Origin of the sequence: Candidatus Microthrix subdominans (assembly GCA_016719385.1) — a bacterium.
Taxonomy (GTDB): Bacteria; Actinomycetota; Acidimicrobiia; order Acidimicrobiales; family Microtrichaceae; genus Microthrix; species Microthrix subdominans.
In genome coordinates this window covers 1-15,947 of record JADJZA010000008.1, presented here as the reverse complement: position 1 = coordinate 15,947, position 15,947 = coordinate 1, and the positions used below count along the sequence as shown (strand labels likewise).

Sequence of the window (15,947 nt, the reverse complement as noted above, 5' to 3'; positions counted from 1 at the left end):
CCACGACAACCACACGAAGATGACCAACAACACGGCCAGCGCCGACATCCGGACGGGGCTATGGGCCTCGGGGACGGGCAGGAGCAGGACCGAACCGACCAACGAGCCGAAGGATCGGACTGGCCGACACCCAAGATCTACGCGGCGTCACTGTCCGACTACAACGCCGGAGTGCTGCACGGAGCCTGGATCCGGGCCGACCAAGACGAAGACGAGATCGAGGAGGCCATCACGGCCATGCTGGAACGATCTAGCCAACCCGGAGCCGAAGAGTGGGCCATCCACGACTACGAAGGCTTCGGCGGCATCCACCTGTCCGAATACGAACAGACCGACACCATCGCTCGAATCGGAGCAGGGCTGGCCAAACACGGACCGGCCTTCGCCCACTGGGTGGGCTGTGTTGGCACCGGTGAGCAGGAGCTGGACGAATTCGACCAGCACTACCTCGGGCGCTGGGACTCGATGGAGGACTACGCCGAGCAGCTACTCGATGACCTCGGAGTCGATACCGAGGGGCTGGGGCCGGAGATGCTGCGGCCGTACATACGGCTCGATATCGAAGCGTTCGCCCGAGACCTCGCCTGTGAGCTGCAGGTTGGCCAAGATGGGGACGGTGTGCATGTGTTCGACTGCGACTACTGAACTTTGATTGATCGCTTCCGGAACCGACCCCGAACCACACTGCCCTATTCTGGTGGCATGGGCGAACGAAAGCTGACCGAGCCATTCCGGGAGTCAGGCGACTGGTACCTGCCGAACAACAAGGAGAACTCCCTGTCGGGGAACTCATCTATGAGCCGGGCGAGTCGCTGAGGCTAGAGCTCGTCGGCAGGTTCCGCCGCGACCCAAACGAAGCTTTCAATCTGGAGTCTGTACCCACGATCCTGGGCGAGCTATCCAACCAGTACGTAACTCTTTACCAATGCGAGCGCACCAACCTTTCAGTTAACATTCCCGGCAAGGGCCGTTCCGTCTTCCAGCCTAGGTTCGCCCTCTTTGGAGCACACGACAAATCACTCGAACAGCCCGACGTCAGCTGCCTCATTGTACGGATACCGGAGTTGGAAGAGTGGCTTCTGCGCTGCGGTCTGTCAGGTCTGCGGCCAGCATGCACACAACAGAGACAGGTAGTGACGAATTCGGCGGCGCCATGTTCAAATATGAGCCACGCAACAACACGGCCATCCAAATCAACGGAACACTATTGGAGTTGGTTCCCGGAGTTAAGGTGTCAGGAATAGGCCCAAGCTACTGTTGGCTTTGCCAGCCTCCAGGAGCAGGTCCAGCTTCGATTCGTGTTTGCCGAGGAGATTCCCTTCACTGAGGCGCTCGACCGCTACCTTTCGCCGCTCGTCGACTTCAGCAACCTCGTAACTGGCAGCAGTAGCAGGAGTACCAGTATCAGCATCAAAGAAGATCTCGATATTGGTCAAGGCAGAACGATCCCTCAAACTTTCCCGGTCGTATTCAACAACGGTTGGTTAGGCGAGCCGTCTGATCTTGGCACGACCTCGAGGATCGACCAGTATCTCGTGGATCCTCACGGTCTGAGCCAAGAACAGCTCATAGAGCTTGTCCAGAGCTGGTTCGCGAGTTATCAACAGTACGAGCGTTCGATGCACCTTACCTTCGGCATCGAACGAGCGCCCACAGGGACCTACGCAGAAGTCCGTTTCGTGACGCTATGCCACGCAGCGGAGGCTCTGCACCGCGATTCCGAGCTCTCTCAATTCAATTACACCGAGGCAGAATACAAGCAGCTCAGGATGAAGCAATCACGCATGTGCAGGACGAGGATCTCAAGGCGTTCATGAAGGGCCAACTGAGGTTCGCAAGGGACGTCACACTCCGGCAGCGCATGTTCGCGCTGCGCGAGGCTGCCGTCGGGAGCGACTCTGAATTGTTCCCAGATCGCGTACTTGGAGCGATAGTCAAGACGCGGAACACTGTCACCCATGGGCGCAGCAAAGACGTCCGGACCAAGGTTGACACCTTTGATATGTATTACTTTCTGAATATCTGTCGTGGCTGATTAGAGGCGTGATACTACGAAACCTTGGATGGCAACACGGCGAAATTGTAGCTCTTCTAGCATCAGATTCAAGAGTCGGTCGGCTTAACGAACGACTAGCCGCAGGAGAAATCTCATGCCTGAAGCGGAAGCGTCCGATTCGGACGGGATTTGAGGACCATACTCGCTGCCTGCTTCGACTGATCCACGAATCGCGGCTCTATATGGCGAATCCACGTCGCGACGATCGACTCTTCAACTTCCGGTTCCAGGCGCGTCCTGATGCCTATTCTACTCGGGCGGGTCCGAACTAGGCAGATCGAACAGACCGGTCTGAGTACTAAGGCGTCCACGGCTGTCTCCCAGCCCAGAGTCCGGGCTCTACCATCTGAACAACCTGAAACAGGTCTCGGGTGTCAATGACGAGACCACCGTCCTCGGCAAATAGTTCAAGGTCCTCCGGCGCGCTCTCGAAGGCCTTCGGTCGCGAAGCTGGAGGTTCGTTGATGAGATGATTGACGATCAGCCATCTCCTGCTTGGCGACACCGTGGTCTCGCGTTCGTACCTGGCTGCGAATCGTGCAAGCCGCTGGAAGTCGCTTGTCTTGGCCCCTCCCCCTCGTAGCCAGCACCTCGGAGAGCAATCCACTCTTCACGATTGGGCTCACGGATCTGAAGATCCTCCAGCTTCTGACCTCGTTCAGAGTCCAGGTCACGGTCTGCGTCGATAACGTCGAAGCCAAGGTCCGGATGGCTTGGGCGGCAGCATCGACCAGTTCCGTACCTTGGTTGGTCAGCATCCGCCTCGGACCGCTATCGGCGGCCAGGTTGGCGGTGGAGTTCGGCGGAGAGCGGCTTAATCTGCTCGTCGAATTCGGATTCAGCTGCGCGCTTGTCGTTCTGATCCGTCCTATCTGCTGCCCTCACGTAGCGCTCCTCAATGGTAGACCACTCATCGTCGCTCGACCAATCCAGCTCCTGAGGAAATCGCTCAGGTGATCGTTGACGCCATCTGGGTATTAGTGTGTTCAACCATCGGGCCAAGTTCGGCACGTATGACGGCAACAGGAGTGCCTCACTTCCACCCGAACTAGGAACGACTGCTGCGAGAGTGCTTTCCGCCCAACACCATCGTTGTAGATGCCCAACCCTGGTAGCCCTCCGCCGATTCCCATGTTGGTGCCTGATCCGCTGCAAGGAAGAACGCCTCCTTGTGCTCTGACCGCACCATCCCGTCATGAAGCTCCGAAGTGAGCTCAACAAGATCCGCAACTTCATGGGCGGTGGAGCTTGCACTCGGCGACGACCACGTCACGGCACCAGTTGAGTCTTACGGCGCCCGGGAACTGTTCCTCTTCGAGGAGGCGAACTCCGCGCGAAGATGTACGGCATCTCTTCGATGCCGCCACCCGGGACGCTACATACACCTGGACTGCATCACCGCAGTCGTCTTCGAGAAGACATCACGCATGAAGCGTTCTGAACCGTCGTCTTGGCTGACCAGGTTTGACTGAGTCGAAACGATAATGTCGTACTCTATGCAGCTAAACTCAGAAGAGTGATTGAAGAAGTCCACCGTTGGAGCGACATCAGTCAGCCCATCAAAGATTGGCAGAAGGCTATCGCGGGCGATTACGGCAACTCTTGGCCGCGGCTGTGCCCCAGGATCGTCTCGTTTGCCATCTGCGCAACATATCAGCGAGGTGTACCTGAACGTGCCGGGATTATGGCGCTGTCAAGCGTCCACACAAACGCCACTCCCGATCTCGGGAAGATCCAGCCATCGAGGTCGACTCGGATGGTGTCGGTGTGTGTCTTGGCTGGGGCTCGTTCGATGCGAGTGGGTCGGATAGATGGGACGAGGTCGAGTGTGCTGACGTTGGCGATGCCGCAGCCCGAGTAGTCGAACTGGAGGTTGAGGTTCCTGGTGGGCTGCTCGATTGAGAAAGAAGAGCATGTTGGCGTTGGAAGCGATGGTGGTGCGGTAGGTGTGGGAGATGGTGACGGGTTCGGCGGCCCGCATAGCGTCATCACCGACGACCACGGAGTACGTCTGACCGTGCTTCCGTGCGGAGCGGCGAATCGGTCGCTGGTCGCCGTCAACGGTGAAGGCCAGCGCTCGAATGCTTCGGTGGTTGCAGCGTCGACGTTGCTGCTGGGGCCGATGTACCAGCCCGTGGTGCCGTCGTTGGAGTTGGCGAGTTCGTCGTATTCGGCTCGGTCCGCTGTGCAGACGAAGCGGCGCTGTTGGTGTCCAGGGATGGTGGTGTACTCCCAACGGACGGTGACGGAGAACAGGTTCGGGCTACTTGAGCTGGTGGGACGTCGTTTGGACGTCCCACTCCCCATGGGGAGTGGTGCCAGTTGGATGGACAAGTTGGCGTCATGCCAGCGCTCAGCGGCTCGGATGGCTTGGTCACGGATGTCGGTGTAGATCTCGTGAGCGAACTCGGCGCTGTTGAGGCGGAGCGCCAGGCTGTTGGAGATTATGCCGTCGAGCAATTCCAGGGTGGCGACGCGTTTGGGGTCGTCGTGGTTGGCGGCGAAGGCCTGGAGGACGGCGTCGCGATGACGGGAGCCTGTTCGGTGAGGATGGAACGGAGGCGATGTTCTTCGAGTTGGTTCTGTACTCGGCTGAGGTAGGCGTCGAGCCAGACCGAGAGGACGCTCGCGCCGACCAGGAAGCCACCGAGTCCGGTGAGTGGGAGCAAGCCGTACCAGGCGGTTGCGTCTTGGATGCAGATGGCCGAGGGCGATGAGAGCTGCTCAGCTACGACCAGCAGGACCACGCTGAGGAGGTCTTGGTCTTTCGTAGTTGGGAGATGGTTTCATTCATGTGTATGAAACCATTGTAGCAATGTTTATACGCAAAGAAGAGGCACCTGTGTCACTCCTTGAGCGCTTGGGTGCCTCTTCTTGGATGTCGAGAGCGGCTCAGGGCTACTCAAGGACATCTCGTTGTGCGGCGTATCAGCCGCTGCCTCCTCCAACCATGGTGCTCACCTCCTCTCGGTTCGTGGCTCGTCAGCCGAGCCGTTGGCGATCTCGACGGCAATGCCCTTCAGCGCCGCCACCAGTCCTGGTCCCACATGCGGGCTCCTTCGTGTCGAACAACACGAGTGACCTTATCAGTGAGGCTATGGGCTTGGCGGGTGGTGTCGGCTGAGATCGGCCGTCGTGGCCCGAGACCGAACCAGAGACCGTGCAGTTGCTGAGGCGTTCGGTGCTCAGGTGCGAGAGCTACGGCTGGAGCAGGGCATGACGCAGGAAGGCTTGGCGGAGGCGGCCGAGGTACATGCGACGTTCGTGTCGAACTTGGAGCGTGGGTATCGGGTGCCGTCGCTTCCGACGGTGCTGCGGGTGGCGGCGGGGTTGGGCGTCAGCGCGGGCAGGCTTGTCGACGGGATCGAAGCCTGAGCTGACCTGGCAGAGCATCCTGAGATTGCCTGTTGCGCTGGGAGGAATCAGCGCCATCCTCACCCACCGTCACCTCCAGCGGAGGGCCCAGGGGCTCCAGGATGTTCGAGGTTCGTCGTCCAGAGATTTGGTCCGAGCTGGCTTCGCTGCGCCGTGGGCTTGCCGAGTTGAAGGCAGGCCTGGCGGACCAGGTCACCACTCAGCAGCTGGTAGTAACCGACGGGGACGGCGTGGAACGTGTAGCGGTCCGGGCCGACGAGACAACCGGGTCGGTGCTGGTTCAGGTGGATTCGGCCGCTGGTGAGACGACTGGCGTGGAGCTGTGCGCGGTGGAGCCAATTGACGATGGTGGTCCGCAGATGTTGGGGCGCTCTGTATCGGGCGGGCGAGGTGGCGGGCTCGTGGCCAAAGGCTAACCGGAGCCGCTGGTGCTCGGGACTGGGTGTCACTTCGTTGTCACGACGGGAGCGCCCGGAAGTGTTCAAATGCGACCCAACTTGCATCAAATGTGGAGATGGTGGTTGGTGTTGTCAATTCTACTGCTCAACGTACGCAGTCGTTCGTAGTAGAATATGAAGGAAAGGGAATGACATATGGATGAGAACAAGCCAAACGACTGGGAGCATTTCTTCGGGCGAGGCGGGAGGAGCTGGGCTAGTCATCGGGCGGCTGGCGGCAGAGTGTGAGATGAACGACGCCACCATTGTGCGGATCGAGAACGGACGGTTCGCTGCACCCAAGCCGGACAAGTTGTCACGGATCACCGAGGCGTTTAGGGGCTGAGGCCTGTCGGATGTATGTTCGGCCCTGGCCCAGGTTCCCCGCCCCAAGCGATCTGCCGCACTTCATGCCGTGTCTGCGGACCAAGTACCGGGGATCTGCCCAGCACTGCGGTCGAGGAGATCGAACGCTACGCAGCCCGGCTGGCCAAACGACATGGTGTGGCCCTTGCTGGCCCCAGCACCGGGGAAGACAATCCCGACGAACACGAGGGCCATGCGAAACGAAAGAGAACATCGCGAACCATCAGCGGACGCAACCGGGAAGCGCGCGCCGGACTGCGAGCCGTCATCCCCGCAGAGCGATGCACCAAGGCGAAGCGCTGCGGTGCCGGCTGGGCTGCAAGCCAACCGGCTGCGCCAGCACCCGACATCGACTGCCCGACACTTCCCAGCGACATCATCTTGGAGATGCCCCGCATTGCGGTCGGGTGGACGACGGAAGGCTGCCAACCAGCGGCACGACACGCACTGGGACGGACGGCGCTGGATCATCACGCTCAACGGATCGGAATCGCCGCTGCGACGCCGGTTCCGGCTTGTTTCACGGTTCAAACACATCATCGACCACCACGCCCGCATCAATCTGTACGGACCAGACGGCGACCGGGCGGCGGGACGGCGGACCCGAACAAGCAGCCAAACTACTTCCGCTGCCTACTGCGCTGATGCCCAAACGGGTGGAGTCAAACGACTCTGGGGTGAGGCCGCAGTCCATTCCAGCCCTGGCCGCTCCTTCGGTGTCCACCGCTGCCATGCGGTTCCGGCGATCAGCCTCGGCGTTCAGGAGCCCACCCCACGCTGCGGCGGGGTGACCAGCTACCAACGATTCAAGGTGTATCGACCTTTGGAGGTGGCGGCGTGAGCGCTGCGACAACAACCGCCAATCAACCCGACGATGGGGCCGCGCGGGCCCTTATATATCTCCGGGTGTCGACAAGAGACCAGCCGAAGCTGGACAGGACGTGGAAGGCTACTCCATCCCCGCCCCGAGGCCTGCCGTCGGCGAACCGAAACGTTGAACGCCGACGTGGCGGGACGAGGTTCGTTGACCGAGGCGGAAGTCAGCCCGAAGCTCGAACCGACCAGAACTGCAACGGATGCTGGCCCACGTGTCAGATCCCTCCATTGACTACCTGATCGTCCACAAAGTCGACCGGCTGGCCGCAGCCGATCCGGCGACGTCACCATCCACATGGCGCTCAAGCTGCCGAGGTGCGGCTGGTGTCGTGTTCGAGAACATCGACGGGGCACCATCGGGCATGTTGCTGCGGCATCGCAGCTCGATCGCCGAATTCTACTCACGGAACCTGGCGAGCGGTCATCAAGAGATCGGTCCAGAAAGCCAAAGCTGGTGGGACGATCAGCGAAGGCCCCTATGGCTGTGGCAGATGTCGGAAGGTGGTCAACGGCCAGGAAGTCCGAGCGGTCGACATCGACCCGCAGCGCTGGGCCGCTGATGCTTCGCGTTCGAGGCCTACTCTGGCGGCGACTGGACCATCCGAGACCTGCTCGAAGAACTCACTCAGCGAGTCTGGCCACCCACCCCAGGACCGAGACGCCGTCAAGCCGCTGGTGGTGTCGCACTTCCACCGACTTCTCCGGCATCCGTATTACAAAGGCTGGGTGCGCTACAAAGGGCGTCGAGTACCCGAACGGGCAACACGAAGCCCTGGTTGACAACGCCACCTGGCAGAAAGTCCAAGACCAGCTCGATGCCAAAAGAGCCCGCTCCCGGTGAGAAGGGCGCAAAGCACCATCACTACCTGAAGGGCACCGTGTTCTGCGGGGACTGCGGCGGCCGACTGATCGTGTCCGGGAACAACCAACCGACACGGCACCACATGCCCGTACTTCATCTGCGTCGGACGGCAGCGAAACGGACCGCCTGCGCCCAAGCAGCATCCTGATCTCCGAAGTCGAAGACCTGGTCGCCCAGCACACCGGACGATCCAACCCAGCCAGAAGACCCTCAGTGAGCTGGGACCTGATTGTTGAGGAACTCGCCGTCCAGCGAGACGAATCGAGACCGAGCGCTCAGCAGGGCAACGGCGGATCCAGCTCAAGACGAACGGAAGAAACTGCTCGAAGCCCACTACGCCGACGCCATCGGATTGGACCTACTCAAGTCCAGAGCAGACCGGATCACGCGAACTCGAACAGACCGAAACACGGCTCGATGCTGTGGATGTCGCCCGACACCACCGTCAAGACCAACCTGGGCCACGCACTGACGTTTGTCGGTGACTGGACCAGGCCTACCGGACGGCTGAGGGGCGACATTCGGCGGCAACTCAACCCAGTCGATCTTCGAGAGAAGATCTGGATCGACGGCACCGGAATGATAACCAGCCGGTTCCGCCGAACCGTTTCAGGACACTACTCGGCGACGACGTGGGGGTGCCTGCACGGATCGGGCCGAAAAAGACTGGGGCTGAGCCGGACGAGATTGACCGGCAGTGGGAAGCGTTCAGTGCCCGGTAGGAGGCCGAGGTGACTGCGGGAGCCAGGCACGTCGCCTCGCGGGTCTACGCCACCGTGACGTGCCGCCACAGCGGGTGCTGGCGGCCGTTAGGGCCACGCATAAGAACAAACCGATAACGGAACCGGGGACGGCAACTGGGGCGGAAACAACAAACCCCGCCGGTAGACCGCGACGAAGTTTGAAATCCGAGACTCTGGTGGGCCCAAGGGGACTCCAGACCTCTGACCTCTGCCGTGTGAAGGCAGCTCTAACCAGCTGAGCTATGGGCCCCGAAGCAGCAAACCATGCAGGCTCAGGTCACCACGCCAGGTCGGAACCACCGTGGCCGAGGGCGATTACGACTCGACGCAGTACTCGACAGCCAGCCTGACCAGCCCCGACCCGTCAGGGCGCCGATCTGCACTATCCCGGCGAGGCCGACGATGCGCCCTTCGTTGGGCTTGGCGCAATCGACCAGCGTGTTCCCCAGCGCAGCCGGGGTGGCCGACGACGGGGTCCTTGACGCCACCGCCGGCAAACGCACTGAACACGACGATCCCCGGGAGGCACCGCCACCATCGCCGGAACCGGCGACGAGAACAACGGTCCGTGCACGCCGTCGCGGCCACGTCCACCATGTCACGTCCGCCGTGATCGTCCGGCACCTCGACCACCGTGCGGCGCGGACGTTCGGCACGACCGGTGGCCGATCGACGGTCGCTTCGGCGTCTCAGCCCCGAAGCGACCATGGTCGTAGGCTCGCCGACGCCAGGCGTCACCCAACACCCGGAGGCCTCGTTGACCTCACGCATCCGCCGCTCAGCCACCCGTTGTTCGGCGTGGGACAGCCCTCCGGCCGCGGGCGACTGCTGCCTGTCGGGATGGGGCGCCACGCCGGCTCGATACATAGCGCGAATGGTGTCGTCGCCGCCCGGCGATCGACCCCAGGACCAGTACAATCGCGCTCCCCCACGCTGTGATTGGTCGCCATTGCCCCAGGATACGCCGAGGAAGAGGTCGGTTTGGTTCGGTCTTTTGCTGCGGGCGTGATGCCGCACTGGCGAGAACGCCGTTGACTTCACAAACTGGCAGTTGTGACAGATGACCGGGTGGATCAGGGGCTCCCCGGTCACGGCTGGACAGAGTGCCGTATCATCTGCCCATGACACCGTAAGGTTCTGAGATGTGCTTCTTGGGTTGAGCGGTGCTCCGTTGACGCCCATGAACCCTCCTTCTCCCATCACCGCCGCTCCGACCGCCCGTCACGAGCTGAGCGGAGACGACCTGCCACCCGGGTGGGGACCCGACGGCGCTTGCCGAGCCGACACTACGCCTGCGACGCCGACGCGAAGCTCCGGTGACCGCAGTGGGCGGCGCCACGGGGCCGTCAACGGCGGCGCTGAGCCACACCGGCGTTCGGCGCGTTGCCGCCGAGGCCGCCGCATCCAACATCGGCACCTGGATGCAGAACGTCACGCTGATTGCGCTGGCCAACCAGCTGGCGCACTCCGGCGCCTTCGTCGGGTTGGTGTCCTTCGCCCAGCTGGGGCCGATGCTGCTCGCCTCCCGGTCGGCGGGGTGCTGGCCGATCGCTTCGACCGCCGCCACATCATCATGGCCGGGTCCGCCGTGCAGGGCAGCCCTGTCGGTGGTGCTGGCCCATCGTCGCCTGGAACGGCAATCCGCCGCCCTGAGCGCTGGTGCTGATCGTGCTGGGCATCGGCATGGCCAACGCCCACAATCGCCCCGTCAACGGCGCCGCTCCTCCCCACCTGGTGGACCGCCGGGACCTGTCGGTGCGATCGCGATCAACTCGGCTGCGATGAACGGATCGCGGGTGCTCGGCCCGCTGCTGGCCGCCCTTGTCTCCTCGCTGGGCACCGGCTGGATCTTCATGATCAACACCGGCAGCTTACGTGTTCGTCATCGCCGCAGTCAGGCCGCCAAAGGTGGCGTTTGCGCCTCCCGGACCGATGGGGCAGTCGGGCCAATGGGCCCGCTTCCGCGAGGGCTGGACACCGCCGGGAGATCCGGTGCTCCGGCGGTGCTGGGCGTCGTCAGCCTGTTCTCGCTGTGCTCGCTGGTGTTCATCACCAGCTGCCCGGCCTGGCCGAGAACCAGCTGGGCATCACCCGGCAGCGCCTTCTACCGGCTGTTTGCCGCCTTCGGGTTAGGGCGGCCGGCGGCGGCGCCATCCCTGCTGGGCACTGTGCTGGGCGGACCAGGCCGCTGCACCGGTGCCGCTCTTCGCCCTGCCCGCCATCAGTCACGCTCCGCAGCGTTTGCATTCACCCCGACCCGGTGGCCGCCCACTTCATTATCTTTGCGCTCGGCTTCTTCTGCTTCACCCTGGTGACCGCGCTGTCGACCACGCTTCAGGAGGAGGTCGACGACGAACACTGCCACCGGGGTGATGGGCCTGTGGATGATCGCCTGGGCCGGGCTGGTGCCGGTGGGCAGCCTGCTGGCGGCCCGGTGATCGACAAGGTGGGTGGCGCTCCGGTGCTGCTGTTTAGAGGGCGGTGGTCGCCCTCGCACTCCAAGAAGGTGGGCAACCTCGACCGCAACCAGCTTCCCGAGCGCCGACCAGCGCCCGCCCACTGCCAACGACGGGCCGGCTGCTCGGTCCCGCCGCGGCTGCCCTCGGCCCGCGCCACCTCCCTGCCTCCAAGGGCCGAGGCTCCAGCACCGCCGCCGCATCGTACGGTGGGACCTCAGCGATCCGTCCAGGGCGTCGGTGCCGACGGCAACCACCTCGATCCCGGGGCTGCGGGCCTGGGACACCATCTCGTGATGCAGCGCCTCGGCGTCGCTCCCCAGCTCAGCCATCTCGCCGGGCACCGCCACCAGCGGCGGGCGGGCAACGCCCCGGCGCAGTCAGCGCTGCGCTCATCGACGTGGGGTTGGCGTTGCCGGGCGTCGTTGATCAGCGTAGGCCCCACCGGGAGGTGGCCACCTCCATGCGCCACGGGCCGATCGTCGCTGCGCCCAGCGCCTCGGCGGCCGACTCGACCGAGATGCGGCGTCGCCGGGCGACCGCAGCCGCCGCCAGCGCGTTGGTGACGTGATGCTCGCCGGCGATCGCCAGGTGCACCGAGGCCGACCCCACGGGCTGGTCAAGAGGACGGCCGCAGGTCGTCGCCCGAGGGCGATGTCGCCCGCCCGCACGTCGCCTGCCGCGCGCCGAAAGGTGAGCACCGTGGCGTCGCTGCGCGCGGCCATGGCGGCGACAGACGGATCGTCGGCGTTGAGCACCGCCGTGCCGTCGGGCGGCAGCGCCTCGATCAGCTCGCCCTTGGCCGCGGCGGCACCGGCCAGGTCGCCAAAGAGTTCCAGGTGCGCACCGGCACCACGGTGACCGCCCCCGCAGGTGGGCCAGCTCACCTGGCGCGGCGATGTGGCCCCGGCCCCTGGCGCCCATCTCGACGACCAGCGCCTCGACGTCGTCCGGCGCATTGCACAGGGTGAGCGGCACGCCGATCGTTGTTGAAGGACCGTTCGCTCGCCGAGGGTGACCAACCTGGTGGCCAGCACCCCCGCCATCAGGTCCTTCCGGTGGTCTTTCCGACCGACCCGGTGACCCGATGACGCTCCCTGACGCCGGGGCCCGGGCGAAACCTGCCAGATCGTTCCGGCCGCCCCAGTGTGGGCCGAAGGCAGCAGGCGGGCAGCGAGGCCGAAGCCCCGGGTTGTCGGCGCTGCGCTCCGACAGCGCCGCCGTCGCCCCGGCGGCCAGCGCTGCGCCGATGAAGTCATGACCGTCGCGCTCGGCGACCAGCGGAACGAACAGGTCCCCGGGCCGGGCCGGCGGGAATCGGTGGCCCGCTCGATGGTCGCATCGGGCCGACGAGGGTGGCGGAGCGGCTCGGTCGCAGCAGGTACCTGCATGCGGCAAGTCTCCCGACGACCCACCGGTCTCCGCCCGTGAACGCGCGTAAAGTCGGCATCGGTGGCGGTGCGCGGGCAGCGTCCCACGCCTCCCCTCGACCGATTGACCGCCAGGCGCGGACGGTAACCGCCGCCGCCCGAGTTCGGCCTCCGCCCGCGCACCGACTCGGTGAGCGGTCCCCACCGGCAGACGCCCTGCACCGAGTCGCGTCGACCTCCCCGGGCGGGTGCGCCTGGTGGTGCTCTTCGGCGCCAGTCCGCCGAGCACGACGTGTCGCAGGTGACCGCCCGCACCGTCATGAAGGCCCTCGACCCCGATCGTTACGACGTTCGTCCGATCGGCATCGCCCGCGACGGGCGCTGGCTGCAGCTCCGGCGCCTCCACGGCACTCGGCGGCGCCGAGGCCAGGCCTGCGTCTCAGACACGTCGACGATCGGCCGCACCTGCGCCACGCGCACCCGTCGTCGCCATCAGCGACCGACACCGACCTGGCGACGTCGTGCTCCCGCTCCTCCACGGGCCCAACGGCGAGGACGGCACCTGCGGGGCTCCTCGAAGATGGCGGCCGTCCCCTACGTCAGCGGCGGCGTGTTGCGGTCAGCCGTGCATCGATGGACAAGGGCGTGGCCAGAGCTGTGCGGTCATGCCGGTATCCCTCAGGCCCGGCTAGGTGGCGCTGCACGAGCGTGAGTCGACGTCGCGCTCGCCTCGGCGATCGAGCAACTGGGCCTGCCGATCTTTATCAGAACCCGGCCAGCAGGGCCGCTCGGTGGGTATCTCAAGCTGGCGACCGCCGACGAAGCTGGCTTCGGCGGTCGCCGACCGCGCACTCGACCACGACAGGTACATCGTGATCGAGGAGGCCGTGACCAGCCGGGAGATCGAGCTTGGCGTGCTCGGCAAGCCGGCCCCGGGTCTCGCTGCCCGGCGAGATCGTCACCGGCGCCGGGTTCTGCGACTACGAGGACAAGTACGTGACCAGCTCGGCCGAGCTGGTCATTCCGGCGGAGCTGCCCCGAGGCGATCGAACAGGCCCGCGCTTGGCGCTCGTCGCCTACCGGGCGTTGCGCGGCGCCGACCTGGGCCAGGTGGACTTCTTCTACGAGTCGCCCGGTGGGGGCCTGCTCCTCAACGAGATCAACACGATGCCGGGTTTCACACCGGCATCGATGTTCCCGTGGTTGTGGCGGGCCAGCGGCCTCCCCTGCACCGAGCTCATCGACGAGCTGGTGCGCGCCTGGCGCTGGGCGCCACGCACTGCCAGGTCCGCCGACGGTAGCCAGAGCTCGCTCCCCATCGTAATTGCGTTTTTGGTCGGGCGCTCAGCGCGCCGGAGTCACGCGGCTGCGGCGCGACCAGATCGGCGCGGCGCGTTGATGGCCTTTGCGACGCTTGAACGTGGGCGTGTCACCACCGGCACCCCCTTGTTGACGGCCTGCGGCACCTTGTGTCGATGGGATCAGTGAGTCGGCCGTGAGCTGCGGGTGCGTTCCTCGCCAGCGTCCAGCTTCACCTTGGCGTTGGCACGGTTGGGCTCCAACCGGACCCCGCTCCATCGGGGTGCCGAGGAGACGCAGCGTCTGCGGCCCGGTCTTGACGTTTTCGAGTGTTGGAATCGTCCATTCCGGCCCGGCGGATCCATCGGAATCTCCGCGGGAACTCAGCACCACGTCGTTGAAGTAGGCGGGGTTGTCGATCACCACCACCGAGCAGAAGGTTCGGAGCATCTCGACGGTCTGCACCACCATGTCGGACGCACAATCCGATCGCAAACGCAGGCTCGAGGGCGGCAAGCGCGCAGCCCCCGATGGTTCATGGGTCATCAGCAACTGGCCCAGAAAGTTGGGGTCGATCCGATCAATGCCGCCACCCGCGTCCACGATGGTGTGACGAGGCAACGTCAAGCGTCAGCATGACCGCAGCGTCACCGGATTGCGAATCAGCGTCGATCAAGCGAGACCGGACCGGACGACCGTTGGGTCAACAGACCCGCCAGAGAGGTTGCCAGCATCGGCGTACGGCTCCGCCCTTCGTGGAGGACACGGTGATGACCTGCGAGGCCATCCCCGGGGCGAAGCCGCATTACGGGCGCGGCGATAGGGGTGACCTGCATCAAAAGAGCAGGCTGTCCGACACCGTCAGAGCCGGTTCTCCAGTTTCGGCGCCACGTCGGGGCGGGGCGCTGGTTGGATGCTCGGCGTGCCGAGGGATTCTTTCGAGGGTCGAGGACCTCCAGCTGGCGTCGGCATCGAGGGTGAGGAGCGACCCGACGCACGGTGTCGGAGAGCTCCTGCAGCCTCGTTGCCCAACTCGATGACATCAGGAATGTCGCTACCGCATCCGCCGTCTCTGGCGACGGTTGCGGTCACGCTGCTCGGCGATCAGGATCGCCCCAGCGCGTGGGATTCGTTTGAGATCACCCGCTTAGGCGGCGCCCAGATCATTTGTAGTTGTTACCAGGACCGGGCGAGCACCATCACCACGGCGATGCCGGTGACTCAGGCGGCAGATCGGCCATCGACCAAAATTTTGCTGCGCGCTGCGTGGCACGCCTCGCTGCGCAGCAGCAGTCGGAGTGGTCGGAAGTCGGCTGATGGGGCCTCCACGATCGCCACCGACACCTTGATGGCGGGTTTGGTTGTTGAGTGGATCACAGCCACGTCGGTCCGGCCGGTAATTACCTCGGCAGGACATCGCAACACCCTGGCCTTCGTCGTCTGCGAACGTCAGGCCACCGGCCTCAGTGGCGCCGCTGCCGTCTCCCTGCGTTCGGCTGCCCGGACCGTCCGTTGAGTCTTTTTAGGTCAAAAGACCCACCGGCCACAGGCAGCAGACTGACGCCACCGGCATCGGACAGAAACGCAGGAGCAAGGAGACAGCATTGGCCTCCCCGCACCCGGATATCCCATTCTCTGCCCAGGGCTTCCAGCCCGTCAGGGCGTGTTAGGCGTCAGGGAATCGTCGGACGCCTCGCCGGCGACCCCGCCTCAACGACCGCTTCCTCCTCAGCCGGGAGACTCGGCTGAGGCCGAAGTGCCACTGCCTCCAGCCGAGATTCGGCGAGATGGCTCGGGCAAACCCGAGGCCTCGCCGTCGCCCTGCTCGGCGGCTTCAATGCGCCGCCCAGGCCTCCTCGGCTTCACGCTGGGGCCCTCACCCTCGATACCCAGACCGATGCTGGTGCCCTCGTCGTCGTAGGCGTGCTCGCCGCGGTGCTCCACCTGTTGCCTCTGGCGGCCACGATACCCTCGGCGGCCTGGGGGATCGACAGGCTGATCCGGCGACGCACCAGGTCGAGATCGATGATCTTGACCAAGGGCTCCTCGCCGGGGTGACAACTTGCTCCGGGCGGAGTCGACGTGATGCTAAGGACGTCTCGGAGAT

Annotated in this window: 11 protein-coding genes, 1 tRNA gene and 1 pseudogene; 11 read left to right on the top strand and 2 right to left on the bottom strand. The window is 64.5% G+C overall.

The window, feature by feature from the left end; genetic code table 11:
• Positions 1–60: 60 nt before the first annotated feature.
• From IPN02_14435 to IPN02_14410, 6 genes are all read left to right on the top strand, one after another.
• Entirely contained in the window at positions 61–645 is a 585-nt protein-coding gene (locus IPN02_14435) for an antirestriction protein ArdA (GenBank protein ID MBK9298000.1), read from the top strand.
• An 83-nt stretch (positions 646–728) separates the two neighbouring features.
• Complete coding sequence (locus IPN02_14430; GenBank protein MBK9297999.1) at positions 729–1,244, top strand: hypothetical protein; 516 nt, start codon at positions 729–731, stop codon at positions 1,242–1,244.
• A gap of 54 nt (positions 1,245–1,298) precedes the next feature.
• On the top strand, positions 1,299–1,817 hold the full coding sequence (locus IPN02_14425) for a hypothetical protein (protein MBK9297998.1): 519 nt from the start codon (positions 1,299–1,301) through the stop codon (positions 1,815–1,817).
• Positions 1,818–5,272: 3,455 nt separating this feature from the next.
• Positions 5,273–5,431 (top strand): helix-turn-helix transcriptional regulator, encoded by a 159-nt coding sequence (locus tag IPN02_14420; GenBank protein ID MBK9297997.1) that lies wholly within the window; start codon positions 5,273–5,275, stop codon positions 5,429–5,431.
• Between the two features lie 101 nt (positions 5,432–5,532).
• Positions 5,533–5,847: a hypothetical protein gene (locus tag IPN02_14415; protein MBK9297996.1), complete on the top strand. Its 315-nt coding sequence runs from the start codon at positions 5,533–5,535 to the stop codon at positions 5,845–5,847.
• 1,463 nt (positions 5,848–7,310) lie between these two features.
• Entirely contained in the window at positions 7,311–7,670 is a 360-nt protein-coding gene (locus tag IPN02_14410) for a hypothetical protein (protein ID MBK9297995.1), read from the top strand.
• Between the two features lie 1,219 nt (positions 7,671–8,889).
• Here the strand turns inward: IPN02_14410 and IPN02_14405 are convergent.
• Positions 8,890–8,965 (bottom strand) — tRNA-Val (locus tag IPN02_14405).
• Between the two features lie 1,066 nt (positions 8,966–10,031).
• Between IPN02_14405 and IPN02_14400 the strand changes: the two genes are divergently transcribed.
• A complete protein-coding gene (locus IPN02_14400) occupies positions 10,032–11,030 on the top strand; it encodes a hypothetical protein (protein ID MBK9297994.1) in 999 nt (332 codons plus the stop codon).
• A gap of 533 nt (positions 11,031–11,563) precedes the next feature.
• Here the strand turns inward: IPN02_14400 and IPN02_14395 are convergent.
• Complete coding sequence (locus IPN02_14395) at positions 11,564–12,058, bottom strand: hypothetical protein (protein MBK9297993.1); 495 nt, start codon at positions 12,056–12,058, stop codon at positions 11,564–11,566.
• Between the two features lie 673 nt (positions 12,059–12,731).
• On the opposite strand from IPN02_14395, the gene IPN02_14390 reads away from it, so the two are divergent.
• From IPN02_14390 to IPN02_14375, 4 genes and pseudogenes are all read left to right on the top strand, one after another.
• Positions 12,732–13,253, top strand: coding sequence for a hypothetical protein (locus IPN02_14390; GenBank protein ID MBK9297992.1), 522 nt, complete (start codon positions 12,732–12,734; stop codon positions 13,251–13,253).
• Positions 13,234–13,470 (top strand): annotated as a pseudogene (gene ddl / locus IPN02_14385) (D-alanine--D-alanine ligase). Before IPN02_14390 ends, ddl begins: the two are co-directional and overlap by 20 nt.
• On the top strand, positions 13,451–14,029 hold the full coding sequence (locus IPN02_14380; GenBank protein MBK9297991.1) for a hypothetical protein: 579 nt from the start codon (positions 13,451–13,453) through the stop codon (positions 14,027–14,029). Before ddl ends, IPN02_14380 begins: the two are co-directional and overlap by 20 nt.
• Positions 14,030–14,876: 847 nt before the next feature.
• Positions 14,877–15,356 carry a hypothetical protein gene (locus IPN02_14375; protein ID MBK9297990.1) on the top strand — a complete coding sequence of 160 codons (480 nt, stop codon included), beginning with the start codon at positions 14,877–14,879 and terminating at the stop codon, positions 15,354–15,356.
• Positions 15,357–15,947: the final 591 nt, after the last annotated feature.